At 46.1% G+C, this 26,724-nt stretch carries 14 protein-coding genes, 1 pseudogene and 1 other annotated feature; of the genes and pseudogenes, 8 read left to right on the top strand and 7 right to left on the bottom strand.

The genetic code is table 11. The features are described from left to right. Positions 1 to 357: 357 nt before the first annotated feature. The 4 genes from AB6E78_RS05030 to gltB (AB6E78_RS05045) form a co-directional block, all read right to left on the bottom strand. Complete coding sequence (locus AB6E78_RS05030; protein ID WP_004734983.1) at positions 358 to 1,770, bottom strand: FAD-dependent oxidoreductase; 1,413 nt, start codon at positions 1,768 to 1,770, stop codon at positions 358 to 360. Positions 1,771 to 1,786: 16 nt separating this feature from the next. Further along, a complete protein-coding gene (gene gltB, locus AB6E78_RS05035) occupies positions 1,787 to 6,250 on the bottom strand; it encodes a glutamate synthase large subunit (RefSeq protein WP_372133763.1) in 4,464 nt (1,487 codons plus the stop codon). Positions 6,251 to 6,679: 429 nt separating this feature from the next. Continuing rightward, positions 6,680 to 8,149: a glutamate synthase subunit beta gene (locus AB6E78_RS05040; RefSeq protein WP_061033364.1), complete on the bottom strand. Its 1,470-nt coding sequence runs from the start codon at positions 8,147 to 8,149 to the stop codon at positions 6,680 to 6,682. Further along, on the bottom strand, positions 8,149 to 12,696 hold the full coding sequence (gene gltB, locus AB6E78_RS05045; protein ID WP_372131532.1) for a glutamate synthase large subunit: 4,548 nt from the start codon (positions 12,694 to 12,696) through the stop codon (positions 8,149 to 8,151). Before gltB (AB6E78_RS05045) ends, AB6E78_RS05040 begins: the two co-directional genes overlap by 1 nt. Positions 12,697 to 13,225: 529 nt before the next feature. On the opposite strand from gltB (AB6E78_RS05045), the gene AB6E78_RS05050 reads away from it, so the two are divergent. The 4 genes from AB6E78_RS05050 (at position 13,226) to AB6E78_RS05065 (ending at position 19,017) form a co-directional block, all read left to right on the top strand. Further along, positions 13,226 to 14,179: a TIGR01212 family radical SAM protein gene (locus AB6E78_RS05050; RefSeq protein ID WP_017062887.1), complete on the top strand. Its 954-nt coding sequence runs from the start codon at positions 13,226 to 13,228 to the stop codon at positions 14,177 to 14,179. Positions 14,180 to 14,270: 91 nt separating this feature from the next. Continuing rightward, a complete protein-coding gene (locus AB6E78_RS05055) occupies positions 14,271 to 16,022 on the top strand; it encodes a diguanylate cyclase domain-containing protein (protein WP_017059307.1) in 1,752 nt (583 codons plus the stop codon). Between the two features lie 174 nt (positions 16,023 to 16,196). Further along, positions 16,197 to 18,566 (top strand): aerobic respiration two-component sensor histidine kinase ArcB, encoded by a 2,370-nt coding sequence (arcB, locus tag AB6E78_RS05060; RefSeq protein WP_017072313.1) that lies wholly within the window; start codon positions 16,197 to 16,199, stop codon positions 18,564 to 18,566. A 7-nt stretch (positions 18,567 to 18,573) separates the two neighbouring features. After that, positions 18,574 to 19,017, top strand: coding sequence for a hypothetical protein (locus AB6E78_RS05065; RefSeq protein ID WP_372133764.1), 444 nt, complete (start codon positions 18,574 to 18,576; stop codon positions 19,015 to 19,017). A 136-nt stretch (positions 19,018 to 19,153) separates the two neighbouring features. On the opposite strand, the gene arcA is transcribed toward AB6E78_RS05065, so the two are convergent. Further along, on the bottom strand, positions 19,154 to 19,870 hold the full coding sequence (arcA, locus tag AB6E78_RS05070) for a two-component system response regulator ArcA (RefSeq protein WP_004741534.1): 717 nt from the start codon (positions 19,868 to 19,870) through the stop codon (positions 19,154 to 19,156). A gap of 429 nt (positions 19,871 to 20,299) precedes the next feature. Further along, positions 20,300 to 20,401: pseudogene (locus AB6E78_RS05075) on the bottom strand (ribonuclease activity regulator protein RraA); the annotation flags it as partial. A gap of 47 nt (positions 20,402 to 20,448) precedes the next feature. Here AB6E78_RS05075 and AB6E78_RS05080 point away from each other — a divergent pair. Then, positions 20,449 to 20,934 (top strand): putative 4-hydroxy-4-methyl-2-oxoglutarate aldolase, encoded by a 486-nt coding sequence (locus tag AB6E78_RS05080; RefSeq protein ID WP_017059310.1) that lies wholly within the window; start codon positions 20,449 to 20,451, stop codon positions 20,932 to 20,934. A gap of 112 nt (positions 20,935 to 21,046) precedes the next feature. Here AB6E78_RS05080 and AB6E78_RS05085 read toward each other — a convergent pair whose 3' ends face one another. Next, on the bottom strand, positions 21,047 to 21,505 hold the full coding sequence (locus AB6E78_RS05085; RefSeq protein ID WP_017070076.1) for a hypothetical protein: 459 nt from the start codon (positions 21,503 to 21,505) through the stop codon (positions 21,047 to 21,049). Positions 21,506 to 21,822: 317 nt separating this feature from the next. Continuing rightward, positions 21,823 to 21,941 (top strand) — a sequence feature (Thr leader region). Between the two features lie 29 nt (positions 21,942 to 21,970). Between AB6E78_RS05085 and thrA the strand changes: the two genes are divergently transcribed. From thrA to thrC, 3 genes are read left to right on the top strand one after another with little or no spacing between them, the layout of a single operon-like run. After that, positions 21,971 to 24,430, top strand: a complete 2,460-nt coding sequence (gene thrA / locus AB6E78_RS05090) for a bifunctional aspartate kinase/homoserine dehydrogenase I (RefSeq protein WP_017059312.1) — start codon at positions 21,971 to 21,973, stop codon at positions 24,428 to 24,430. 17 nt (positions 24,431 to 24,447) lie between these two features. After that, positions 24,448 to 25,404: a homoserine kinase gene (gene thrB / locus AB6E78_RS05095; RefSeq protein WP_372133765.1), complete on the top strand. Its 957-nt coding sequence runs from the start codon at positions 24,448 to 24,450 to the stop codon at positions 25,402 to 25,404. After that, on the top strand, positions 25,401 to 26,684 hold the full coding sequence (gene thrC, locus AB6E78_RS05100) for a threonine synthase (RefSeq protein ID WP_017059314.1): 1,284 nt from the start codon (positions 25,401 to 25,403) through the stop codon (positions 26,682 to 26,684). Before thrB ends, thrC begins: the two co-directional genes overlap by 4 nt. Positions 26,685 to 26,724: the final 40 nt, after the last annotated feature.

Genomic DNA, 26,724 nt, shown 5'->3' on the forward strand with positions numbered 1-26,724 from the left:
CTAATTCAAAAAAGGATCCATCATTGGATCCTTTTTTTATAGTAACGGCCTGAGTAATAAAGGAAACCTTATACTAGGGCGTGTTGACCTTTCGTGGTTAAATTTTGTTCGAGATAAAAGCGTTTTAATCGCGGCGAGGGGGAAGTAGCCTAGTCACTCTAAGCAAATCTCCCTCAACAAAGAGTAAAACGCTTTTTGCGGGGGCGCCCAGCTCGAACCCTTCGGGCAGCGTTTGCTGGTCATTTCTACTACGTTATCGGCTTCTCATGTAGGCTAGCTACACATCGACGCCTCTGCCTTGTATAAATGCCCAGCAACTCGCTGCAAAAATCAGCTCGAAAGATCAACACGCCCTGGTCACACTTCTAGGTAATCCAATATTCCTTCTGCGGCTTTACGGCCTTCGTCGATAGCGGTCACCACTAAGTCAGATCCTCGAACCGCATCACCACCAGCAAAGATCTTACTGTTGGTGGTTTGGTATTGAAACTCTTGTTTGCCGGGTGCCTTGATGCGACCCCATTGATCGAGCTCTACACCAAATGGTTCTAGCCACTCCATTGCATGAGGCTGGAAACCAAATGCCATGATAACGGCGTCTGCTTCAAGAACATGCTCACTGCCTTCTACGGGTTCCGGACGACGGCGACCTGCGTCATCGGGTTCACCTAGCGCCGTTTTCACCACTTTGACGCCAGTCACATGGCCTGATGAATCGGTTTCTAATGCTAATGGCTGAAGATTGAACATGAACTTCACGCCTTCCTCTTTTGCATTTTTCACCTCACGGCGAGAGCCCGGCATGTTTGCTTCATCTCGGCGATAAGCACAAACAACGTTAGCTGCATGCTGGCGAATAGACGTTCGCACACAGTCCATCGCGGTATCACCGCCACCAAGCACAACCACTTTTTTGCCCTTCATGTCGATAAACGGCGTTGGGTTATCCAGTTCCATGACCTTGTAGGTATTGGAAACAAGGAAGGGTAAAGCATCATAAACGCCCGGTGCTTCTTCGTTGTCTAACCCTGCTCGCATGTTTTTATAAGTACCGACACCTAAGAAAACGGCATCATAATCATCAACAAGTTGTTGAAGTTGAACGTCTTTACCGACTTCGGTATTCATCTTAAACTCGACGCCCATACCACTAAAGATACGGCGGCGGTTTTCCATGATGCCTTTCTCGAGTTTGAACGATGGGATACCAAACGTTAGCAGGCCACCGATCTCCGGGTAGCGGTCAAATACCACGGCCTTCACACCGTTTCGAACTAAGATATCAGCTGCAGCAAGACCAGCGGGACCTGCGCCAATGATCGCGACCTTTTTGTCGGTCCATTCAACGTGAGACATGTCTGGTTTCCAGCCCATCTCAAACGCTTTGTCATTGATGTATTTTTCAATGTTGCCGATGGTTACTGCGCCGAAATCGTCGTTGAGGGTACAAGAGCCTTCACATAGACGATCTTGAGGACAAACTCGTCCGCAAACCTCAGGCAAGCTGTTGGTTTGGTGAGACAGTTCAGCCGCTTCGATAATGCGCCCCTCATTGGCAAGTTTGAGCCATTGAGGGATGTAGTTATGGACTGGGCACTTCCATTCACAGTAGGGGTTACCACAGTCTAAACAGCGGTCGGCTTGTGCCTTAGCTTGTTGCTTCGTGAAAGGTTCGTAGATCTCTACAAACTCAATCTTACGTATCTTGATTGGTTTCTTCGCTGGGTCTACGCGATTCACATCAATAAATTGGTATACATTCTGGCTCATGATTGGCTCCTTCCAATTATTGCGCTTGAACACGAAGTTCAGCAGAGCTGCGGCTTTGGTGACCGAGCAAGGTGTTGAGATCCGCCGTCTTCGGCTTCACTAGGTAGAACTTTGGAATCCATTCATCAAAGTTCGCCAGAATAGCTTCAGCGTGTACTGAGCCAGTCTCTTCTAAGTGCTCCGCAATCAAGCCGCGCAGGTGTTCTTGGTGGATAAATAGGTCCGACAGAGAAAGTGCTTCGACCGATTCGTTGTTTACACGGCCTTGGAAGTCTTCATTCTTATCCATCACATAAGCAAACCCACCTGTCATACCGGCGCCGAAGTTCACTCCGGTTGCGCCAAGAATAGCAACAATACCACCGGTCATGTATTCACAGGCATTGTCACCTGCACCTTCAATCACGGCAACGGTGCCTGAGTTACGCACGCCAAAACGCTCGCCCGCAGTACCCGCAGCGAACAGCTTGCCTCCGGTCGCACCATACAAGCAGGTATTGCCGATGATGGTCGCTTCGTTACAAGTAAACGCTGTGCCTTGGTGAGGTTTGATCACTACTTTGCCGCCAGCCATGCCTTTGCCGACATAGTCATTGGCATCACCCGTCAGATATAGCTCGACGCCACCCGCGTTCCAAACTGCAAAAGATTGGCCCGCTGTACCATCGAGGTACAACTTAATTGGTGAGCCAGCCATGCCTTGGTTACCGTAGCGTTTCGCTATTTCGCCAGAGATACGAGCGCCAATCGAGCGATCGGTGTTGATTACGTTGTAGTAAAGGCTGGTGGATTGACGTTTCTCAATCGCATCAATGGCATCATCAAGTATCTGTTGGTTGAGCTGAGCTTTATCAAATGGTGCGTTTGGCTCGGTCCAAAACAGTGGGTGACCTTCTGGAGATACCGGAGCTTCGAGTATTGAAGATAGATCAAGTTTGCTCTGTTTCGCTGTGAGGCCTTGAACGGCTTCAAGTAGATCCGTGCGACCAATCAGGTCTGTGAGCTTTTCGACTCCAAGTTCTGCAAGGTACTGGCGAACTTCGTCGGCTAGGCCGGTAAAGTAGTTCACTACCATGTCTGGCAGGCCTTTGAAGTATTCACGGCGTAGTGTTTCATCTTGAGTCGCGACGCCCGTTGCACAGTTGTTTAGGTGACAAATTCGTAAGAACTTACAACCCATCGCGACCATTGGCGCCGTACCGAAACCAAAGCTTTCAGCACCGAGAATCGCGCCCTTGATAACATCGAGTCCGGTTTTTAAACCACCATCGACTTGCAAGCGGATCTTATGGCGTAGGCCGTTGGCGACTAGTGCTTGTTGAGTCTCCGCTAAGCCAAGCTCCCAAGGACAACCTGCGTATTTTACCGAGGTCAGCGGGCTTGCCGCGGTACCACCGTCGTAACCGGAGATCGTAATCAAGTCGGCATAGGCTTTCGCCACACCAGTAGCAATGGTGCCCACACCCGGTTCCGATACTAACTTCACTGAAACCAAGGCTTTCGGGTTAACTTGTTTTAGATCGAAAATCAGTTGCGCCAGATCCTCGATAGAATAAATATCGTGGTGCGGAGGAGGGGAGATCAGTGTTACCCCTTGAACTGAGTATCTCAGTTTGGCGATTTCTGCGGTGACTTTATGCCCCGGCAGTTGGCCACCTTCGCCCGGCTTCGCACCTTGTGCGACTTTGATTTGCAGAACATCCGCATTGGTTAAGTAATGTGGTGTCACACCAAAACGGCCGGAAGCTATCTGCTTGATGCGAGAATTACGATCAGTACCAAAGCGTCGTGGATCTTCACCACCTTCACCAGAGTTGGAGTAGCCTCCTAATCGGTTCATCGCCATGGCCAGTGCTTCATGAGCTTCAGGGCTTAAGGCACCAATCGACATGGCTGCAGAGTCGAAGCGTTTAAAGAGATCACTGCTCGGTTCGACTTTTTCTAATGCTAGAGGTTGAGCTGCTTTTTTAAGGCTCATTAAGTCACGCAACATGGCAGCAGGACGAGCATTAACTTGCTTCGCAAAAGATTGATAATCTGATGTTTCGCCTGTCTTTACGGCGGTTTGTAAGGTACTGACTACGTCTGGGTTGTAGGCGTGGTATTCGCCGCCATGTACGTATTTGAGTAAGCCACCATGTTCCAGTGGTTTACGCTTAGTCCATGCTTTGCGAGATAGATTATAGATATCTTGTTGGAAGTCGCTAAAGCTAGCGCCTTGGATACGAGTCGTTACGCCTCGGAAACACAAGTCAACGACATCGGTATGCAAACCGACCGCCTCAAATAATTGCGAGCAGCGATAAGAAGCAATCGTCGAGATACCCATCTTCGACATGATCTTATACAGACCTTTGTTGATGCCGTTTTGGTAATTTTGCAATGCAGTGCGATAGTCTTTATTTAAAGAACCATCGTCCAACATTTTGCCCAATGCTTCATAAGCGAGATAGGGATAAACTGCGGTTGCACCGAAGCCAAGCAGAACTGCAAATTGGTGCGGGTCACGTGCGGTTGCTGTCTCAACCACGATGTTAGCATCACAACGTAGGTTGTTGTCTGCGAGTCGAGTTTGCACGGCACCGACAGCCATCGCTGCTGGAACCGGGAGCTTGCCTTTCTCTAAGTGCTTGTCTGAAAGTACAATCAAAACAGCACCATCACGGACCTCTTGCACCGCACGATCACACAAGTCATTAATGGCTTGTTCAAGATCTTTATCAGCAGGATCATAGTGCATGCTAAGAATCGCGTGGCCATAGTGTTTTTGATTTAACTGCAGAAGTTGCTGCATGTCAGAGTAGACCAGAACTGGCGAATTAAATGTCACACGGTAGGCGTGACCGTCTGTTTCGCAGAACACGTTCATCTCTTGGCCGATACTGGTGGCTAAAGACATAACATGCTTTTCACGCAGTGGATCAATCGGTGGGTTGGTGACTTGTGCAAACTTTTGACGGAAGTAATCAGTGACCAAGCGTTCTTTTGAAGAGAGCACAGCCATTGGCGTGTCGTCGCCCATTGAGCCCACTGCTTCTTGCCCCATATCACCAAGCACACGCAGCACTTGGTCGGACTCTTCGTTGCTCATCGCAAACTGTTTTTGGTAGGTCTTGAGCGTATCATCGTCAAAGCTACGCTTACCCACTTGGTCATCTTGCAGCGCAGAAAATGGCGTTAACTTGTGAACGTTCTTTTCCATCCACTCTTTATATGGGTGGCGGCCTTTGAGGTCATTGTCGATCTCATTAGATTGCCATAGCTTGCCGCGGCGAGTATCTATTACCAACAGTTCGCCCGGGCCAACACGGCCTTTCTCTGCGACTTCATCCGGTGCGTAGTTCCAGATACCGACTTCTGATGCGAGCGTGATTAGATTGTCTTTGGTAATCACATAACGCGCAGGACGCAGGCCGTTTCTATCTAGGTTACACGCAGCGTAACGACCATCTGAAAGTACGATACCAGCAGGACCATCCCACGGTTCCATGTGCTTTGAGTTGAAGTCGTAGAATGCACGTAGATCTGGGTCCATATCTGGGTGGTTTTGCCAAGCGGGCGGCACAAGCATGCGCATCGCTCGGAACACATCCATACCACCGGCAAGGAACAGGTCGAGCATGTTATCTAGGCTTGATGAATCTGAGCCTGTCTCATTCACAAAGGGTGCGGCGGTTTGTAAATCTGGCAGCAACGGCGAAGAGAATTTATAGGCACGAGCCTTAGCCCATTGTCGGTTACCTTCAATGGTATTGATCTCACCATTGTGCGCTAAATAGCGGAATGGTTGAGCCAGTGGCCAACGTGGCTGAGTATTGGTTGAGAAACGCTGGTGGAACAGACATATCGCCGATTCCATGCGTAAGTCTGCAAGATCGAGGTAAAATCGCGGAAGATCGGCCGGCATACACAGACCTTTGTAAACCATGACTTGTGTCGAAAGGCTACAAATATAGAAATCTTTGTCTTCGGTGATCTGTTTTTCAATTCTGCGACGAGCGATATAAAGGCGTCGTTCAATATCGCGTTCACGCCAACCCGCGGGGGCCGAGATAAACACTTGCTGAATATTGGGAACTGAATCTTTGGCAATCGGACCTAATACGTCGGTGTTGGTCGGTACTACGCGCCAACCTGCAACCGTTAAGGTCTCTTGAGCGAGCTCTTTATTGACGATGTCTTGCGCGGATTGCGCTTTGATTGGATCTTGGCTGAAGAAAATCATGCCGACAGCGTATTGCTTGCCGAGCTTGAAGTTATTCTCTTCAGCAATAATTCTGAGATAAGAGTCAGGCTTCTGTAGTAATAAGCCACAGCCATCCCCGGTTTTACCATCCGCAGCGATACCACCACGGTGTGTCATGCGATCGAGGGCTGAAATAGCAGTTCTTACCAACTTATGACTAGGTTGGCCTTCCATTTGCGCTATTAAACCAAATCCACAGTTGTCTTTTTCAAGACTAGGATCATATAGAGCCATTGCAATTCTCCCTTTTGCTTCTCTGTCATCCAGACAGTAAATGACTAACTATTCATATACTTGTTGTTTTTTATAAACTGATAGTTTGCTTTAGCCAGTTAAAACGTTATTGGTTGTGTTAACAAAACCGATTGATTTTATTTTCATCAGCTTTACAACGTATAGCTAATTGTGTTTAAGGTCAAGTTCATGGTTAATTATCATGCGTAAACGCGATTAACCACGTAATAATCTAAAATAGTCGATTGATATCAGTTAGATATGAGTGGTAAATGTTAATGATATTTAACATTTATAGTGGCGGAGTAGTTGTGAGAGGGAAAGGCTAGATAGAAAAAAGGCTAGCATCGAGTGCTAGCCAAATATAAAAGTTAGGAAGGGTGTTGCTTTTCCTCTAGGCTAACGTCATTGACGTTAGCCCGAGAAATATTATGCGGAAAGCATGAGTGAATCAGCTTTCGCTTCTAAGTTTGAGTTACCCATTAAGAAGTCATCAATGGCAATCGCACATTCACGACCTTCGTTAATGCAGCGAACGACTAGAGATTGACCGGTACGCATATCACCAGCAGCGAAAACACCTTTCTGGTTGGTTGCGTAACCTTCAGAAGCAACGTTACCGCGCTCATCCAGTTTGATATCAAGCTGAGCAAGTACACCTGTTGGCTCTGGGTGTAAGAAACCCATCGCTAGGAATGCTTGGTCACAAGGAATAACACGCTCTGAGTTTGCTACTTCATCAAAAGTAGGGCGCTCACCAGGAGCTGCGTCTTTCCATACGATGTCTGCGATACGTAGACCCGTCACCTGACCTTGATCGTTACCGATGAACTCTTTGGTTAAGATGTTCCAGTGACGCTCACAACCTTCTTCGTGAGAAGTCGTGGTCTTCATGATCATTGGGTATTGAGGCCATGGCATGTTTGCTGGGCGCTTCTCTGGTGGTATCGGCATGATCTCAACCTGAGTAATGCTCGCTGCTTTGTGACGGTTTGATGTACCCACACAGTCAGAGCCAGTATCACCACCACCGATAACCACAACGTGCTTATCTTTAGCGTGAATCTCTTCTGTTTTAAGATCTAGGTTGTTAGCTCGGCGGTTGTTTTGACCAAGGAACTCCATGGCAAAGTGAACGCCTTTCAACTCACGACCTGGGATTGGCAAGTCACGTGGAACCGTAGAACCACCAGTTAGCAATACCACATCAAACTCTTGGCGTAGTTGCTGAGCGTTAACATCAACACCTATGTGTTGGTTAACTTTAAACTCTACGCCTGCTTCAGCCATTAGGTTGATCTTACGATCAATCACGTCCATACCCAGTTTGAAATCTGGGATACCGAAACGCAGTAGACCGCCAACTTTTTCGTCACGTTCAAATACCGTCACTGAGTGACCAGCGCTGTTTAGCTGCTCGGCTGCGGCTAGACCTGCAGGTCCAGAGCCAACAATCGCTACGGTTTTACCCGTGCGAGAGCGAGGTGTTTTTGGTTTTGCGTACCCTTCACGGTACGCAGTTTCTACAATCGTTTTCTCGATATTACAGATAGTGATTGGGTCTTGGTTAATACCTAGTACACAAGCACTCTCACAAGGAGAAGGACACACACGACCCGTAAACTCAGGGAAGTTATTGGTAGAGCTTAGGATGTTCCAAGCCTCTTCCCAGCTGTCACGGTAAACCGCGTCATTGAATTCTGGGATGATGTTACCAATTGGACAACCGCTGTGACAGAAAGGTACGCCACAGTCCATACAACGAGATGCTTGAGTATTGATCTTGTCACCAAACTCTTCGTTAAGTACGAACTCTTTGTTGTCTTCGATACGAACCGATGGGTCGAGCTTCTTTGGAAGCTCGCGACCGTGTTCTAAAAATCCAGTAGGCTTACCCATTATACTGCCTCCACTTCTTCCGTTTGTGCCTGTTGTGCTTCAGCTTTACGCTTCTCAAGAACTGCTTTGTAGTCGCGTGGCATAACTTTAATCAGTGATGCAACACTTGCTTCAAAGTTGTCTAGGAAAGACTGAGCAACTTCACTTCCTGTGAATTCAACGTGCTTGGTTAGCATATCTAGTAGAAGATCTTTATCTTCTTGTTCAATTGGATCTAGGTCTACAAGTTCTGGGTTAAGCTTGGTTTCGAAGTCACCTGCTTTGTCCCAAACATAAGCGACACCGCCACTCATACCCGCAGCAAAGTTACGACCTGTTGAGCCAAGGATAACGGCAACACCGCCAGTCATGTATTCACAACCGTGGTCACCAACGCCCTCAACAACAACCTTCGCACCTGAGTTACGAACACAGAAACGTTCACCAGCCATACCGCGAATGAAAGATTCACCTGAGGTTGCACCGTAGAAACATACGTTACCAACCACGATATTATCTTCAGCAACGATAGAAGACTTCGCATCTGGGTACAGAACCAAAGTACCGCCAGACAGACCTTTACCCCAGTAATCGTTCGCGTCGCCTTCTACTTCGAACTTAACGCCTTTCGCAAGGAACGCACCGAAAGATTGGCCAGCACTACCGTGGAACTTAACGTTCATTGGTTGTGGTAAACCTTGGTCTTTGTAAACCTTCGAGATTTCGTTCGACAGCATGGTACCCGCTGAGCGGTCCGTGTTGATGATTGGGAAAGTCGCATTTACAGCTTCACCTTTCTCAAGCGCTGGAATTGCCGCTTGAATCAACTTGCGGTCTAGAACGTCTTCTAGGTTGTGGTTTTGTTGTGTCTGGTTGTAGATACCATCTTCTTCACGAGCCTGCTCAATGTGCAGTACAGGTGTTAGATCTAGGTTCTTGTACTTCCAGTGGCCGATGTCGTCACGAACTTTAAGTTTGTGCGATTGACCTACCATCTCATCGATAGAGCGGAAGCCAAGTTCAGCCATTACTTCACGTAGACCTTCAGCCATGTATTGGAAGAAAGTCACTACGTCTTCTACGCGGCCGTCGAAACGCTCACGCAGAGTTTTGTTTTGTGTTGCGATACCTACAGGACAGGTATTCTTGTGACACTTACGCATCATGATACAGCCTTCAACAACCAATGCTGCTGTTGCTACGCCCCATTCTTCCGCGCCAAGTAACGTTGCTACTGCAAGGTCACGTGGTGTTTTCATCTGACCATCAGACTGAACAACGATACGGTTACGTAGGCCGTTTTTCAGTAGTGTTTGGTGCGTTTCTGCTAGACCCAGTTCCCAAGGCAGACCAGTGTGACGGATAGAAGACATCGGAGATGCACCCGTACCACCATCGAAACCTGCGATAAGTACTACGTCAGCTTTCGCTTTTGCTACACCTGATGCAATCGTACCTACACCAGCTTCTGATACTAGCTTCACGTTGACACGGCCGTTACGGTTCGCGTTTTTCAGATCGTAGATTAGCTGAGCCAAATCTTCGATTGAGTAGATATCGTGGTGTGGCGGTGGTGAGATTAGACCTACGCCTGGAGTCGAGTGACGCGTCGCGCCGATCCAGTCATCAACCTTATCACCAGGTAGTTGACCACCTTCGCCCGGTTTCGCACCTTGAGCCATCTTGATTTGTAGCTCATCAGCGTTAGATAGGTAGTAAGACGTTACACCAAAGCGACCAGAAGCCACCTGTTTGATTGCTGAACGTTCCCAGTCGCCGTTTTCTTTACGTTCGAAACGTGCTGGATCTTCACCACCTTCACCTGAGTTTGATTTCGCGCCAATGCGGTTCATCGCAACAGCCAGTGTTGAGTGAGCCTCATGCGAGATTGAACCAAAGCTCATTGCGCCGGTTGCGAAACGCTTAAGAATGTTCTCGATTGGTTCTACTTCTGCTAGAGGAATAGAGCCTGCAGGGTTCTTGATGAAGTCCAGTTGGCTACGTAGCGTTGCTGCGTTGTCGCCTTGGTCATCAACTGCTTTTGCGTACTTCTTGAACTGACCGTAATCTTTGTTACGCGTCGATTCTTGAAGTAGAGAAATCGTTTCTGGGTTGAATAAGTGTTTCTCACCACGTTGTTTCCACTGGTAAACACCACCAACATCAAGGATCTGAGCTGGAATTTCACGAGCTGGGTAACCAACACGGTGACGAACCAATACTTCTCGCGCGATATCGTCGATCGTTAGACCTTGGATACGAGAAACAGTACCTGTGAAGTATTTTTCAACCACTGATTTGCTAACACCAAGTGCTTCAAAGATTTGTGCACCGTGGTAAGACTGCAGCGTAGAGATCCCCATCTTAGAGAAGATCTTAAGTAGACCGCCGTTAACACCTTTACGGTAGTTATCGAATAACTCACGTGGGTGTACGTTTGGATCTAGCTTCTTAGTACGTTGCAGTTCAACAATCGTTTCAATAACTAGGTATGGGTTAACTGCGTTTGCACCATAACCGATAAGCGTTGCAAAGTGGTGTGTCTCACGAGCGTCGCCCGTTTCAACAACGATGTCACACTTAGCACGTAGACCTTTACGGATTAGGTGGTGGTGAACCGCGCCAACCGCCAGCATTGCTGGAATAGCGGCATGGTTAGAGTTAACCGCACGGTCTGTCAGTAGGATGATAGAGTAGCCATCAATCACTGCGTCTTCTGCGTATTGGCAGATACGCTTAAGTGCGCGCTCTAACTTACCTTGGTCGCCATTTGCTTGGAATACGATATCCAGCGTCTTCGCCTGAAGGTGCTCGTTATCGATTGCACGCAGTTTTTCTAACTCAGAGTTAGACAGTACTGGAGACTCAAGTTCTACTTTTTGACAGTGCTCAGGTGTTTCAGCAAGTAAGTTCTGGTCTTTACCTAGGTAAGTGTTCAGAGACATAACCATGCGCTCACGAATCGGGTCGATCGGCGGGTTAGTTACTTGTGCAAACAACTGTTTGAAGTAGTTTGAAAGGTGCTGCGATTGGTGAGAAAGAATCGCTAGCGGCCAGTCAGCACCCATTGCAGAAAGTGGCTCGTAGCCTGTTTTCGCAAGAGGTAGAATGATTTCGTTTACTTCTTCAGAACTCACGCCAAACGATTGTTGTTTGTGTAGTAGTTTCTCTGGAGAAGGTTGGCTAAATTCGTTGCTCGCATCCGGTAGCTTTTTCAGGCTCAGAAGGTTCTCTTCAACCCACTTTTCGTAAGGTTGTGCTTTAGCAATGCTGTCTTTCACTTCTTCATCAGAAATGATGCGGCCTTGCTCAAGGTCAGCAACGAAGATACGACCTGGTTGTAGACGACCACGGTACTCAACGTTTTCAGGTGCAATCTCAACAACACCAGACTCAGACGCCATTACTAGGAAGTCGTCTTTAGTTACTGTGTAGCGAGAAGGACGCAGACCGTTACGGTCAAGTGTTGCACCTACTTGAACACCATCGGTGAAACATACTGATGCTGGGCCATCCCATGGTTCCATTACGTTCGCGTGGTACTGGTAGAACGCACGACGAGTTGGATCCATGTTTTTGTTTTCTTGCCATGCTTCCGGGATCATCATCATCAACGCGTGTGGCAGAGTACGACCTGAAAGAACAAGTAGTTCCAGTGCCATATCGAAGTTTGATGAATCCGAACTACCTTCCTGACAGATAGGAAGCAGCATGTCGATTTCAGCTTGTGTAAACAGATCCGATTCTAGGATTGCTTCACGTGCTTTCATCCAGTTCAGGTTGCCGCGAACCGTATTGATTTCGCCATTGTGCGCGATGTAACGGAAAGGCTGAGCTAGACGCCAACGTGGGAATGTATTGGTAGAGAAGCGAGAGTGTACTAGTGCTAGAGCTGTCACCATGGTTGGGTTTTGCAGATCTAGGAAGTACTGAGGAACTTGTTCAGTTGTTAGCTGACCTTTGTACACCAATGTCTTGTAAGACATAGAGTTGATGTAGAAGTCATCACCGATATTTGAAACGCTTTCTAGGCATACACGAACCGTGTAGTTACGTAGAACATACAGTTTACGCTCAAGCTCTTCTGGTGTGATACCAGGGCCGCCAGAAATAAATACGTGTTCAAATTGAGGTTCAGTGCTTAGTGGGTCAGCACCAATCATTGAATTGTCCGTTGGAAGTTCACGGTAACCGATAACTTCTAACTCAAGGCGTTGTGCATTGCGTTCTAGAATGTCACGACACTGTGCACGTTTGTGTTCATCTTTAGGGAAAAGTACAACACCAACACCATATTTTTCAAAAGATGGCAGCTTAATTCCAAGCTTTACGGCTTCTTCTAGTAAGAATTCGTGCGGCTTCTGTAGCAGGATACCTGCACCATCACCAGAACACGGATCGCAGCCTTGGCCGCCACGGTGTTCCATACGTGCAAGCATATCGAGTGCTTGAGTTACTACATCATGAGATTTGCGATTCTTTAGATGCGCAACAAAACCGATACCACAAGCGTCATGCTCCAATTCAGGAGTATACAGACCCTGTGAGTTCTGCTCTTGATCTACCATAGATACATCCTTCCAGTTAAATCTAGGCGCAACTTATTTGTATAAAGTCAGCCTTGTCCTTTTATATTTATGGGTCTAAACCTGCCTATGCTGGCGGTTTGAATCCTTTCCGTATCTCGCAGGAAAAGTATTGCGAGAAAAACAATCCTTAGTGATACCTGTTTATTTTTAACCACAAACTAGTGGTTTATATAGGTGGGAGTTAGATATCACCGACTTATTAGCAAGTTTTCGTTGTAAGTAAATACTCAAAAATAGCCAATATGTGTAAGTATCCTACAATTTTGTCTAGGCGAATTGCAATGAAAGTTGACCCATGTAGACCATTTTTTTCGTTTTATTTTGAATTTAATGCCTAACAAATGTGCAACATTAGGCAAATAGAGCCGATTTTTTGCATGTTTATTGATATTTGTTAGGTTGCTCGCAAAAAGCCTTGAGTAAACTAATTGGTCGAATTTTGCAGGGATGTAATTTTTTTTCAAAAAAGACTGATATTCATTCTTATTTACTTGAGTGCTTTGAAAATATGCAATTACACGAGTTGGTCAATACTATCGGCCAAGACCTTCAACGCCGTTATGGCGAGAAGGTTCACAAGCTGACGCTTCATGGTGGTTTCAGCTGCCCAAACCGAGACGGGACAATTGGCCGTGGAGGTTGCACGTTTTGTAACGTGGCTTCCTTTGCCGATGAACAAACTCAGGTTCAGAGTATTGCAGAACAACTAAAAGATCGTGCGGGTGAAATTGCTCGTGCTAAGAAGTATCTGGCTTACTTTCAGGCGTACACCAGCACTTATGCTGAGGTGCAAGTGCTCAAGAATATGTATGAAGAGGCGCTAAAAGCACCCGGTGCAGAGATCGTCGGCCTTTGTGTTGGTACGCGACCAGACTGTGTGCCTGATGCGGTGTTGGATCTGTTAGCGGGCTACGTTAAACAAGGCTATGAGATTTGGCTCGAGCTTGGCCTGCAAACCGCCAATGATAAAACCCTCAAGCGAATTAACCGCGGCCACGATTTTGCAGTTTATGAAACGATCACCCAACGCGCACGCGCTTTAGGTATCAAGGTGTGTACTCATCTGATTGTTGGCCTACCAAAAGAAACCAAAGCGGATAACCTTGAAACCTTAGACAAGGTATTAGCCGTTGGCACCGATGGTATTAAGCTGCACGGCCTTCATATAGTAGAGGGCAGTACCATGGCTAAGGCGTGGAAGGCCGGAAAGCTAGAAGCCCCAAGCCTTGAAGAGTACATCGATATCGCGAGTGAGATCATTCAACGCACGCCTGCGGACGTGGTTTATCACCGTGTTTCTTCAGCGGCGAGACGCCCAACCTTACTTTCTCCTTTATGGTGTGAGAACCGCTGGTTAGCGATGACTGAAATAGGTCGTTCGTTGGATAAAACCGGTGCTCAAGGCATCAAAACGGGCTCTGCATTCGAGTACACGTTGCCTGTTTTAAACGCGGCCAATTAATAGAAATGGGTGACTGTAGGTAACAGCAGATAAAACCAATAAATAGTGGTAACATTTCCCTAGCAGATTTTATGGTATAGATTGAGAGTAAATGGAACTGGTAATGACTTGGTTGTGGGACAGGGCGTATGGCTACGGTATTTATATCGTTGTTGTATTGCTGATTGCTCTCATCTGCTGGCATCTCTATTCTCGTTATCAGTCGCATATCGAAACGCTTCTACTTGCTACCCCGTCGCCACTCTACTTTGTTGATGTTCGAAGTGGCGAAATACTCTATGCCAATCGCCAAGCCATGCAGTTGCTTGGTATCCGCCAAATCGGTGTTAATTTTCGCTTTCCTACTGTGGAAAGCGAGAACAGCTTTCGTCACTACTTAACCAACCACATCAACTCTCGAGCCTTCGAGCAGGTCTCCCTGTGGGCGCTTTCTGAATTTGAGTCGTTCAAGATCAACTTGATCGGTCGTAAGATCCATTTTAGAAATAAGCAGGCCTGGATGATTCACGCCTCACCTTATAAAAACACTAACGAAGAACTGTCCCAAGAAGTTCGAGAACTGAATGTTGCTCGTACCGCTTTGGATTCTTTGTCTGAGCTGATCTACGTGAAAGATCAGAAAGGTCAGTTAGTGACGAGTAATCGCTCGTTTAAAAAGTTTTGGCATGGTCGTGCTGAAGAGGGCACCCTGAGTGTTTCTGGTGGAGTATTAAAAGGTCGTGTAAGTGAACGCTCTTGGACTACAGATCAAGATGGAAAAAGCTGCTTGCTTGAAACCTACCAAAGTGTGCTGCTTTCCCAAGATGGAGAAACCATCGGCACGCTCTCTATTAGTCATGATGTGACCGATTGGCATGACATGCAGCAGAAACTGCGTGGCGAGATGGAGAAGCGAAAAGATACCGAAGTGGCACTTGCGCAGCGTGACACCATCTTGCAAAACCTCCTGGAGGCCAGCCCAGACTCGATTGGTATCTTTAATGAAAACATGGTTTATCAAGCGTGTAATAAACCATTTGTGGCTGCGCTGGGTATCTCTGAAGTCAGTGACTTGATCGGTAAACGTTTACAAGATGTGGTGCCACATAGCATCTATACGCGAATATCAGAAACCGATCATCAAGTGCTTCATCAAAGTAAATCACTGCGTTATATCGACAAAGTGGTCTCAAGTGATGGAACATTTACTTGGTATGATGTAGTCAAATCACCGTTTAGAGATCCAGCATCGAGCACTAATGGTGTGTTGATCATGGCGCGTGATATTACAGAGCGTTATCTAGCAGAACAAAAGCTTGAAGAAGCCAACCTTGAACTTGAACGCCTCAGCTTTATGGATAGCCTGACTAAAGTGTCTAACCGACGTCGTTTCGATGAACAGCTCTCTACACTGTGGCATTATCATGTGCGTGAGAAGCTGCCACTGACGATCATGCTATGTGATATCGACTTCTTTAAAGGCTACAACGACTTTTACGGACACCAACAAGGCGATGATGCTTTGATTCAGGTTTCTCAGGCATTTAAGCAGGTGTTGAATCGTTCATCTGATTGTGTGGCTCGTTATGGTGGTGAAGAGTTCGGCTTTATTCTGCCAAATACAACGACCGAAGGTGCTCAGCTAGTGGCGCAGCGTATTCATGATGAAGTCCTAAAATTGGAACTTGCGCATGAGAAGTCGACAGTCTCTGAATTCATCACGGTGAGTATTGGTATTATCTCTTACATTCCTACACCTGATGATGAAATGGAATCGGCTGTTGCCTTGGCTGATAGTGCGTTGTATCAAGCGAAATCAGACGGTCGCAACCGTTCAATGGTGCATCCATACTCAATTCGCTAACGCTATAAAATTGGCAATTTGATTATCCCCGGCTATTTTTGCTTAGTTAGTATTTGTATTGGTTAATTAACCTTCGAAATTACCGCTGAACACTTGCTGCGTGTGATGTAGCTAGCTTACCTCCCATCTTCAAACAGGGTAGAATGTTGCTAGTCTTATCGCATGGAGCGCTAAATGAAACCCATGAAAAATCTTGCCCAGTATTACGTGGATCTACTCGTAAAACTGGGGATTGTCCGCTTTTCTATCTTACTCGCCCTAGCGCTTGTTGCCCTCGCTGTTGTTGTGCAAGTCGGTATCACCCTTGCACTCAAAGGCAATGTTGATGACATCGACATTGTCCGTTCAGTTTTCTTCGGTTTAGTGATCACGCCTTGGGCGGTTTATTTTCTGTCAGTGGTCGTGGACCAGTTGGAAGAATCACGTCAAAGGTTAGCGAAATTGGTCTCTAAACTTGGCGACATGCGTGAGCGAGACCAAGAACTCAACAATAAAATGCAGCTCAATATCGAGAAGCTTAATCAAGAAATTGAAGAGCGTGAAAAAGCGGAAGAAGCGCGCGCAGAAGCAATGCAAGATCTCGAAAACGAGGTGTTCCAGCGCGAGCGTACTCAGCTTGAACTCGCAGAACGTACTGCACTGTTACGCTCGTTTATCGATGCCTCGCCTGACCTTATTTACTACCGTAATGAAGATGGTGTGTTCTCTGGTTGTAACCGTGCGGTTGAAGAGCTCACTGGTAAAACAGAAAAAGAGCTAGTTGGTTTAACTCCTTGGGATGTTTACAGTAAAGAGGTCGCTCAGCAAGTTGTTGAAACCGATAAGAAAGTATTTGCTGACAACCAAGCACTGACTTATGACCAATGGCTTGAATACCCAGATGGCCGCAAGAGTTACTTCGAACTGCGTAAAGTGCCTTTCTACAGCAAAGATGGTCGTCACTTGGGCTTGGTTGGTTTTGGCCGCGATATTACTGAACGTAAAGAGCATCAAGAGTCGTTAGAAAAAGCCAGCCGCGATAAGACCACCTTTATCTCAACTATTAGCCACGAGTTAAGAACGCCGCTCAACGGCATCATTGGCTTGAGCCGCATGCTGCTTGATAGCCAACTGACCACCGAACAGCGCAAGCAGATGCAAACCATCAAGGTGAGCGCGGTGACACTGGGTAATATCTTCAACGATATTATTGATATGGATAAGTTCGACCGCCGTAAGCTTGAACTCTTCCCTACGCCTATTAACTTTGAAGATTTCGTTGTCGAGATCGAAAGTATCTCTGCGTTGATGGCTGAGCAGAAAGGGTTAAGGTTCGATCTAGAAAGATTGTCTGATCTTCCAGCTGCTGTTGAGGTGGATGGTACTCGTCTTAGACAGGTACTGTGGAACCTTGTTAGTAACGCGATGAAGTTCACCAAAGATGGTGGAGTGGTGATGACAGTCAGCGCCGACATTGATGGTGACTTTGCCAACATTACGATGGAAGTGGAAGATACTGGTATTGGTATCCCTGAAAGTGAAATCGAGAAGATCTTCGCGATGTACTATCAGGTGAAATCGGGCACGGACAACTTGCACGCTGTCGGCACGGGTATTGGTCTCGCTGTCTCTCAACAGCTAATTAATATGATGGATGGCCACATTGAAGTCATCAGTGAAGAGGGCTTTGGCAGTACCTTTACGGTTTCGATTCGAGTTCCAGTGAATCACGATACTCAGGCTCTGATCAAAACGCCAAGAAAACAGTCGAATCTTAAGATCTTTATGGTCGAAGACATTGAACTCAATATCACAGTGGCTCGCTCTCTACTTGAAAGCCTTGGCCATGAAGTGACAGTCGTGATGACGGGTAAAGAGGCGCAAATTGCTTTCAATCCTGAAGACTATGATTTGGTGTTGTTGGATATCCAACTGCCAGATATGACGGGTTTCGATATTGCTCAATACTACCGCGAGAAATACAGCCAGCTACCGCCTTTGGTGGCGTTAACTGCGAACGTATTAAACAACAAGCAAGAGTACTTCCAGAAAGGCATGGACGAAGCGATCAGTAAACCTTTGTCGGTTCGAGCTATCCAAGATGTCATCAGTGAACTTATCGAAGATGCACCAGAGGTAATTGAGAAGGTAGCGGGCACCGATAAGGTTGAGAGCATTGATAAAGTCGACGCGAGTAAGCCTTTTCTTTCAGAAATTGATACCACTTTGCTTGATATTGATATGCTAGAGTCTTATGTTGATATTGTTGGATCGAAACCGGTTTTGGATAGCATCGCGATGTTCGAAGATATGATGCCGGAGTATATGGAAATATTGAACTCCAACATGGTCGCGAAAGATAAAGCCAGTATCGTTTCTGAGGCACATAAGATTAAAGGTGCTGCAGGTTCTATTGGTCTGAAACGCATCCAACAAGTTGCCCAGAAAGCTCAATCTCCAGATTTGCCTGCGTGGTGGGAGAACATTTCAGATTGGGTTGATGAGATAAATAACGAATACCAGAATGACATTGAAGTTTTAAAGAGTTGGTTAAATCAAAGGTAGAAGAATAATGAAAAAATTAGCATTCGCCGCATGTGTAGTGGCATTAGCGGGTTGTTCTGCGCCACAAGTAGAATGGCAGCAAGATAATCAAGTCGAAGTATCTGCAGCAATAGTTACCATGAAAAGCAACCTTTGGCACAACAAGATGCCAACGATTGGCGAGACTCAAGATAAGACCCTACATGGTGCTATCTACCTAGAGTCAGACTCACAACTGCCAGCAACGCTTGCGGTTGAAAGTGTTACGGTTAAACAGGGTGCAGACACCTTGTTGGTAACGGCTGACGATCTTGATTTAAGAACACACAGTGAAACTCAATGGGAAGTCGCGTTTGTATGGCAGCTAGAAATCGACAGTGACAAGCCTGTTGATGTGGCGGTGGAACTTAAAGATGGCGAAACCGTGAAGTGGTTAGTAGAGAAAGACGTTAAGGTGGATACGGTTTACTAAAATCTTATCCAATTAAGAACAATAAAAAAGGGAGAATGCGTTGGCATTCTCCCTTTTTAATAACTATTGATGACGCTTCTAGTGTTCAAAACACTTACTGGTGAGTAGTGCTAAATGGTAAGAGGCGCGAATCGAATTAGTCTTCTAGGTCACCACAAAAGCGGTAGCCTTCACCGTGAATCGTTGCGATGATTTCTGGCGTACCAGAAACAGATTCAAAGTGCTTACGAATACGACGGATTGTTACGTCTACAGTACGATCGTGTGGCTTAAGCTCACGGCCAGTCATCTTCTTAAGAAGGTCAGCACGTGTTTGGATCTTACCTGGGTTCTCACAGAAGTGAAGTAGAGCACGGAACTCTGAACGAGGTAGCTTGTAGCCTTCGCCATCTGGGCTAACCAGAGAACGACTGTTGATATCTAGTACCCAACCGTTGAACTCATACTTCTCAACGCTACGCTTCTCTTCTTGAACAGAGCTTGTGCTCATTGAACGGTTCAGAAGGTTGCGTGCACGGATAGTCAGTTCACGAGGGTTGAAAGGCTTAGTGATGTAGTCATCAGCGCCGATCTCTAGGCCAAGGATCTTATCAACTTCATTATCACGACCAGTTAAGAACATAAGCGCTACGTTTGCTTGCTCACGTAGTTCACGCGCAAGTAGTAGGCCATTCTTACCTGGAAGGTTGATGTCCATAATTACAAGGTTAACTTGGTTGTCAGATAGCACTTGGTGCATCTCTTCACCGTCGCTAGCCTCAAAAACAGCATATCCCTCTGCTTCAAAAATACTCTTTAGAGTGTTACGAGTTACTTGCTCATCTTCAACGATAAGAATCTGCGGGGTTTGCATTTGGCGGTACCTAAATTTGTGACGAAACTGTGCTAATAGAATAAATTCTAGGCAAAAACATAACATACAGGTAATGTATTTTTGATGATAACTTAAAGTTTTCAAAAAAACACTTACTTCCAGCTATCTGCCTTCCTTGAAGTATTGCCCAATAACGTAGATCCAGTACGCCTTTCAATCATTCTTTTAGTGATTGGAGTGGATTCTATAATGTTAACAGCATGCTAACAACGCGAGAATGTTAATTCCATTCACTTTGTTGATTTACATCAATTGCCGTATCGCAACAAACTTTAATAGTATGGCTACAACTTAACCAATGTTATGGTGACTATTTAGCACCAAAACAAGAATGATTATTCGAGATGCTTCGCACATCTTGCCTGCTAAAGACCGGATTATGAACCAAGGAAGCTGAAAGCTGTCTTAAGAGTCTAGTAGATAAATATGCTCAATCAACTTTTATTGAGTAATAAATTGAGCATAGAACAATGAAAACAAAGGATTAATTTTAATAACATATAAAAGCATAGAGGCTAGCCTGACATAACCGGTAACGCCTTACTCACGGAGGATATATGCACGATATAACACCCGACTTGTGTGATGAGTTTGAAAGCGAAGTCACCCTACTGAACATGCCATTGCAGAACTTCGGCCAACGTGGTGCGTTCTTTGGAAAAATTGTAACAGTTCGTTGTTATCACGATAATTCCAAGGTTCGCGAGGTTTTAGAGACCGACGGCTGTGGCAAAGTGCTTGTCGTTGACGGAAATGGCTCATGCCAGAAGGCGCTGCTTGGCGATCAACTCGCTATTCTCGCGATAGAAAACGGTTGGGAAGGCGTGATTGTAAACGGTGCGGTGCGTGATGTAGGCATGATGTCGCAAATGGACCTTGGCGTTCAGGCGTTAGGTGCATCGCCATTCAAAACAGAGAAACGCGGTGTCGGCCAAGTGAATGTGACACTCTCTATACATAATCAACTGATTCAGCCTGGTGACTATATTTATGCCGATTGGAATGGCGTGTTAATTTCATCTGAGCTGTTAATTGAATCGTAACTGACTCAAATTGAATGCCGTTGATAGATTAGAACGGGGAATGGTTTGTGATGTACTAAAAGTTTGGATCTCAATCCGCACTAATCTGTTAATAAAGAACAAGCTAAAGAGACTAAAAGCGAAACCCTAGTCCCACTTCAACACCTTGCTGCCACTCTTCATAATCAAGGGTGGCATGCAAATCTAGGTTATCTGTTAGTTGCACTCGGCTGGAAACCTCTGCGGCTACCGATTTCTCATTGTCTTCGGTCTCGTCTTTATAGGTGTGTAGAGAACTGTTAAAAGAGACTCTTTCTGAGAACTGATAACTGACACCACTCAAGAATCCACTTTCCTGTTTCAGTGCCGCACTATTGATACGTGTACCGACGTAAAGATCCACATCTGAAAACAAGCTATAAGAGTAGCCACTGTCTATCTTCCAAGTATCGAAGCTTTCACTCGACGCGTTTTGTGTGGAGATAAAGAATTTATGAGAAGAACTATCGATCTGGCTGGGTAGTAGAGGCAAGCTATTCGCTGAACAAACAACAGGCATAGCAAAAGCCAAAAGAATAAGTAATCTCTTCATTTCCCACTCCTGATGTCATTATTATTGTTCTTCGAACGTTATCGTTCAATTAAAGCACAGAACTTGTACTTTCGCTGCACAATCGATATAGCATTTTGTTATGACTATATATGCAATTGATCACTCTTGCCTGTTCAATGAGTAAATCCAGTATCTTAAGTGAAGGTTTATACAGGGTGTTTTATCCCTTAAATGACGGTTTGCTCTGAAAAACGGTGCGAATGTAAAAAAAACGCAACTTTTCATTGACGTCCAGTGGTAAAAATTGATACACGTAGAGTAAAGCACAAGCAGAGAATTTGATATGCAGCACGTAAGCCACCTAGTAATGACCACAACCATTATTATTACCGACATTAACATTGTTGGGGCAGGCTGCTAAGTAACGGATTTTAAAAAAAAGGCCTGTATCCAACAAGATACAGGCCTTTTTTTGTACCATTTTTATGACTTATGGAGAAAGGGATGCGCGTTTTAAAGTTTGGAGGTTCATCATTAGCTGATGCAGATCGTTTTTTACGAGCGGCTGATATCATCGCTAATAATGCCCAGCAAGAAGAGCTAGCCGTTGTACTATCGGCTCCAGGAAAAACAACCAATAAGTTGGTCGCTGTTATTGAAGCTGCACTGAAAAATGGTGAAGCTGACGCACAGATTACAGAGATCGAATCTTCATTTAACACACTGTTTGCAGAGATCAAAGCGGTCGTGCCTTCTATCGATGGTGCCGCGTTTCAAGAGCAGGTGGATACCTCTCTTGCTCAGCTAAAGCAGTTCGTGAATGGCATCAACCTACTTGGTATGTGCCCGAACCACGTTAATGCTCGCATCATCAGTAAAGGTGAGCGAATCTCTATCCAGTTAATGAAAGCGGTACTGGAAGCGAAAGGCCAACCAGCAAGCCTGATTGACCCTGTCCAATACCTATACGCTAAAGGCGATCACCTTGAAGCTATGGTCGATGTGGATGTCTCTACTCAGAACTTCCAACAATCTCCACTTCCTAAAGGTCACGTTAACATCATGCCTGGCTTTACTGCGGGTAATGAAAAAGGTGAGCTAGTCACACTAGGTCGTAATGGCTCTGATTACTCAGCGGCGGTTCTAGCGGCATGTCTACGCGCTGATTGTTGTGAGATCTGGACAGATGTCGATGGTGTTTACAACTGTGACCCGCGTTTAGTGGATGATGCTCGTCTTCTTAAATCGCTAAGCTATCAAGAAGCGATGGAGCTTTCTTACTTCGGCGCTTCGGTTCTACATCCGAAGACTATCGCTCCTATCGCGCAATTCCATATTCCTTGCCTAATCAAAAACAGCTTCAACCCACAGGGTGCAGGTACTTTGATCGGCCAAGACACTGGCGAAGATAACCTAGCAATCAAAGGCATCACTACGCTAAGTGACCTAACGATGGTTAACGTATCAGGCCCAGGTATGAAGGGCATGGTTGGTATGGCGAGTCGTGTATTCGGCGCGATGTCTTCTGCCGGCGTTTCTATCGTCCTTATTACTCAATCTTCTTCTGAGTACAGCATCAGCTTCTGTATTGAATCGGCTGATAAGGTGAAAGCGAAACAAGTGTTGTCAGACGCGTTTGAACTTGAACTTAAAGATGGCCTGTTAGAGCCGGTTGAGTTCATGGATGACGTTGCGATTGTAACGCTGGTGGGTGACGGTATGCGCACTTCACGTGGCGTAGCATCTCAGTTCTTCTCTTCTTTAGCTGAAGTGAACGTCAACATTGTTGCTATTGCTCAAGGTTCTTCAGAGCGCGCTATTTCAGCGGTTATCCCTGAAGACAAAATCTCTGAAGCAATCAAAGCGTGTCACGAGAACCTATTTAACTCTAAGCACTTCCTAGATGTATTCGTTGTGGGTGTCGGCGGTGTTGGTGGCGAGCTTGTTGACCAGATCCAACGTCAGCAAGGCAAACTGGCTGAAAAAGGCATCGTGATTCGCGTATGTGGTTTAGCAAACAGTAAAGGTTTGTTGCTAGACAGCGATGGTCTACCGTTAGAGCAGTGGCGTGACCGTATGTCGAGTGCGACTGAAGAGTTCAGCCTAGCGCGTTTAGCGGCTTTGGTTCAACGTAACCACATCATCAACCCAGTATTGGTTGATTGTACGTCTAGCGAAGGTATTGCGGCGCAGTACGCTGATTTCCTAGCGGCTGGTTTCCACGTAGTAACACCAAACAAGAAAGCAAACACAGCAAGCATGGCTTACTACCATCAGCTTCGTGAAGTTGCACGCAACTCACGTCGTAAGCTGATGTACGAGACAACAGTAGGTGCAGGTCTACCGGTCATCGAAAACCTACAGAACCTTATCTCTGCAGGTGATGAACTTGAGAAGTTCAACGGCATTCTTTCAGGTTCACTGTCTTACATCTTCGGCAAGCTTGATGAAGGTATGACACTGAGCCAGGCAACCAATATTGCAAAAGATAACGGCTTCACTGAACCGGATCCTCGAGATGATCTATCTGGTATGGATGTGGCGCGTAAGTTGCTTATTCTTGCTCGTGAAGCAGGCATGGCGCTTGAACTTGAAGATGTTGAAGTAGACCAAGCTCTGCCACCGGGTTTTGATGATTCAGGTACGGTTGAAGAGTTCATGGCTCGCCTACCAGAAGCGGATGCTTACTTCAAAGAGCAGTCAGCTATCGCAGCAGAAGAAGGTAAAGTACTTCGTTATGTGGGTGAAATCGCTGAAGGTAAGTGTAAGGTTCGTATCGCTGCTGTTGATGGCGACGACCCAATGTTCAAGATTAAAGATGGCGAGAACGCATTAGCATTCTACAGCCGTTACTACCAACCAATCCCTCTAGTACTGCGTGGCTACGGCGCGGGTACTGAAGTAACAGCTGCTGGCGTATTCTCTGATGTGATGCGTACTCTTGGTTGGAAATTAGGAGTTTAAGAATGAGTTCAAGTGATATGGATGTTGTCGTTTATGCTCCTGCATCAATCGGTAATGTCAGTGTAGGGTTTGATGTGCTGGGGGCCGCTGTGTCTCCAGTGGATGGCACGCTGCTAGGTGACCGAGTTATGGTTAAAGCCGGTGATGAACCATTCTCACTTAAAACTGCAGGCAGCTTTGTTTCTAAGCTGCCAACTGAAGCAAAAGAAAACATCGTTTACGACTGCTGGGTGGTGTTCTCGAGAGAGCTTGATAAAAAAGGCGTTACGCTAAAGCCTTTAGAAATGACACTAGAAAAGAACATGCCTATCGGTTCAGGTTTGGGTTCTAGTGCATGTTCAATCGTCGCGGCACTGGATGCGCTAAACCGTTTTCACGGTGAGCCCCTGAATGAAACTGAACTGCTTGCTCTGATGGGTGAAATGGAAGGCAAGATTTCAGGTGGTATCCACTACGATAACGTTGCGCCATGTTACCTTGGTGGTGTGCAGCTCATGCTTGAAGAGTTAGGCATCATCAGCCAAGAAGTACCGTGTTTTGACGACTGGTACTGGGTAATGGCTTATCCGGGTATTAAGGTTTCAACGGCTGAAGCGAGAGAGATCCTACCATCTCAATATCGTCGTCAGGATATTATTGCTCATGGTCGTCACTTAGCGGGCTTTATCCACGCGTGTCATTCAGGTCAACCTGAACTGGCGGCGAAGATGATCAAAGACGTGATCGCTGAACCATATCGTGAGAAACTGCTTCCAGGGTTTGCTGATGCTCGTAAATACGCGCTGTCAGCTGGGGCACTGGCTACTGGTATTTCTGGTAGTGGTCCAACTCTATTTAGCATTTGCAAAGAACAAGATGTCGCCGAGCGTGTTGCACGCTGGTTAGAACAAAATTACGTACAAAATGAAGAAGGATTCGTTCACGTTTGTCGCCTAGATAAGCAGGGTTCGATCGTTACAGGAAGTGAGTTATGAAACTGTACAACATCAAAGAAAATGATGAACAAGTCTCTTTTGGCCAAGCCGTTCGTCAAGGCTTAGGCCGTAATCAAGGTCTATTTTTCCCATCTGAACTGCCAAAGTTTGATGATATCGATGCGCTGCTAGCAGAGGACTTTGTCCCTCGTAGCTCAAAGATTCTGTCAGCATTGATTGGTGATGAATTACCAAAAGAACAGATCGACCAAATGGTGGATGCAGCGTTCCAATTCCCTGCACCAATCAACCAAGTAAAAGACGGCGTTTACGCGCTTGAGCTTTTCCACGGTCCAACACTGGCGTTTAAAGATTTCGGTGGCCGCTTTATGGCTCAATCTTTAGCAGCTGTTTCTGATGGTGGTCAAATCACTATCTTAACGGCAACATCAGGTGATACTGGTGCGGCGGTTGCGCATGCTTTCTACGGCATGGAAGACATCAATGTTGTGATTCTTTACCCGAAAGGCAAGATCAGCCCACTGCAAGAGAAGCTGTTCTGTACGCTTGGCAAGAACATCCACACTGTGGCGATTGATGGTGACTTTGATGCGTGTCAGGCTCTAGTTAAAGACTCATTTGATGACGCTGAACTGCGTAAAGAGATCGGTCTTAATTCGGCAAACTCGATCAACATCAGCCGTTTAATGGCTCAGATCTGTTACTACTTTGAGGCGGCTTCTCAGCTGACTAAAGAGCAACGTGAAAACCTCGTTATCTCTGTACCAAGTGGTAACTTTGGTAACCTAACGGCTGGTCTATTGGCTAAAGCGCTAGGTCTACCTGTTAAGCGTTTTATCGCAGCAACTAACGAAAATGACACTGTTCCTCGTTACCTAGAAACAGGTCAATGGGATCCAAAACCGACTGTTGCGACAACATCGAACGCGATGGACGTAAGCCAACCAAACAACTGGCCTCGTATCGAAGAGCTTTGCCAACTGAAAGGTTGGGGCTTAGATACACTAGGCAAAGGTAAAGTATCTGACGAGCAGAGCGCTGAGTCAGTTCGCGACCTAAAAGCACAAGGTTACCTATGTGAACCACATGGTGCGATTGCTTACCGTCTACTGGAAGAGCAACTGCAAGAGAACGAAACTGGCTTGTTCCTGTGTACAGCACACCCAGCGAAATTCAAAGAAGTGGTTGATGACATCCTAGGTTCTGATATCGAACTGCCTGGCCCGCTAGCAAAACACGCGGCGATGGAATTGTTGTCTGAAGATCTTGATAACGATTTTGAAGCGCTAAAAGCTGTGCTTCGTCGAGTTCAACCGTAACGTCCATTTGTTTTTCGAACAAATAAAAACGGCGCTCAAT

Origin of the sequence: Vibrio sp. 10N.247.310.98, assembly GCF_041467395.1 — a bacterium.
Taxonomy (GTDB): domain Bacteria; phylum Pseudomonadota; class Gammaproteobacteria; order Enterobacterales; family Vibrionaceae; genus Vibrio; species Vibrio crassostreae_C.

What these genes read in the sequence shown, in the direction of transcription:
- AB6E78_RS05030 (WP_004734983.1), bottom strand. Translation starts at nt 1,770, where the DNA reads ATGAGCCAGAATGTATACCAATTTATTGATGTGAATCGCGTAGACCCA.
- gltB (WP_372133763.1), bottom strand. Translation starts at nt 6,250, where the DNA reads ATGGCTCTATATGATCCTAGTCTTGAAAAAGACAACTGTGGATTTGGT.
- AB6E78_RS05040 (WP_061033364.1), bottom strand. Translation starts at nt 8,149, where the DNA reads ATGGGTAAGCCTACTGGATTTTTAGAACACGGTCGCGAGCTTCCAAAG.
- gltB (WP_372131532.1), bottom strand. Translation starts at nt 12,696, where the DNA reads ATGGTAGATCAAGAGCAGAACTCACAGGGTCTGTATACTCCTGAATTG.
- AB6E78_RS05050 (WP_017062887.1), top strand. Translation starts at nt 13,226, where the DNA reads ATGCAATTACACGAGTTGGTCAATACTATCGGCCAAGACCTTCAACGC.
- AB6E78_RS05055 (WP_017059307.1), top strand. Translation starts at nt 14,271, where the DNA reads ATGGAACTGGTAATGACTTGGTTGTGGGACAGGGCGTATGGCTACGGT.
- arcB (WP_017072313.1), top strand. Translation starts at nt 16,197, where the DNA reads ATGAAACCCATGAAAAATCTTGCCCAGTATTACGTGGATCTACTCGTA.
- AB6E78_RS05065 (WP_372133764.1), top strand. Translation starts at nt 18,574, where the DNA reads ATGAAAAAATTAGCATTCGCCGCATGTGTAGTGGCATTAGCGGGTTGT.
- arcA (WP_004741534.1), bottom strand. Translation starts at nt 19,870, where the DNA reads ATGCAAACCCCGCAGATTCTTATCGTTGAAGATGAGCAAGTAACTCGT.
- AB6E78_RS05080 (WP_017059310.1), top strand. Translation starts at nt 20,449, where the DNA reads ATGCACGATATAACACCCGACTTGTGTGATGAGTTTGAAAGCGAAGTC.
- AB6E78_RS05085 (WP_017070076.1), bottom strand. Translation starts at nt 21,505, where the DNA reads ATGAAGAGATTACTTATTCTTTTGGCTTTTGCTATGCCTGTTGTTTGT.
- thrA (WP_017059312.1), top strand. Translation starts at nt 21,971, where the DNA reads ATGCGCGTTTTAAAGTTTGGAGGTTCATCATTAGCTGATGCAGATCGT.
- thrB (WP_372133765.1), top strand. Translation starts at nt 24,448, where the DNA reads ATGGATGTTGTCGTTTATGCTCCTGCATCAATCGGTAATGTCAGTGTA.
- thrC (WP_017059314.1), top strand. Translation starts at nt 25,401, where the DNA reads ATGAAACTGTACAACATCAAAGAAAATGATGAACAAGTCTCTTTTGGC.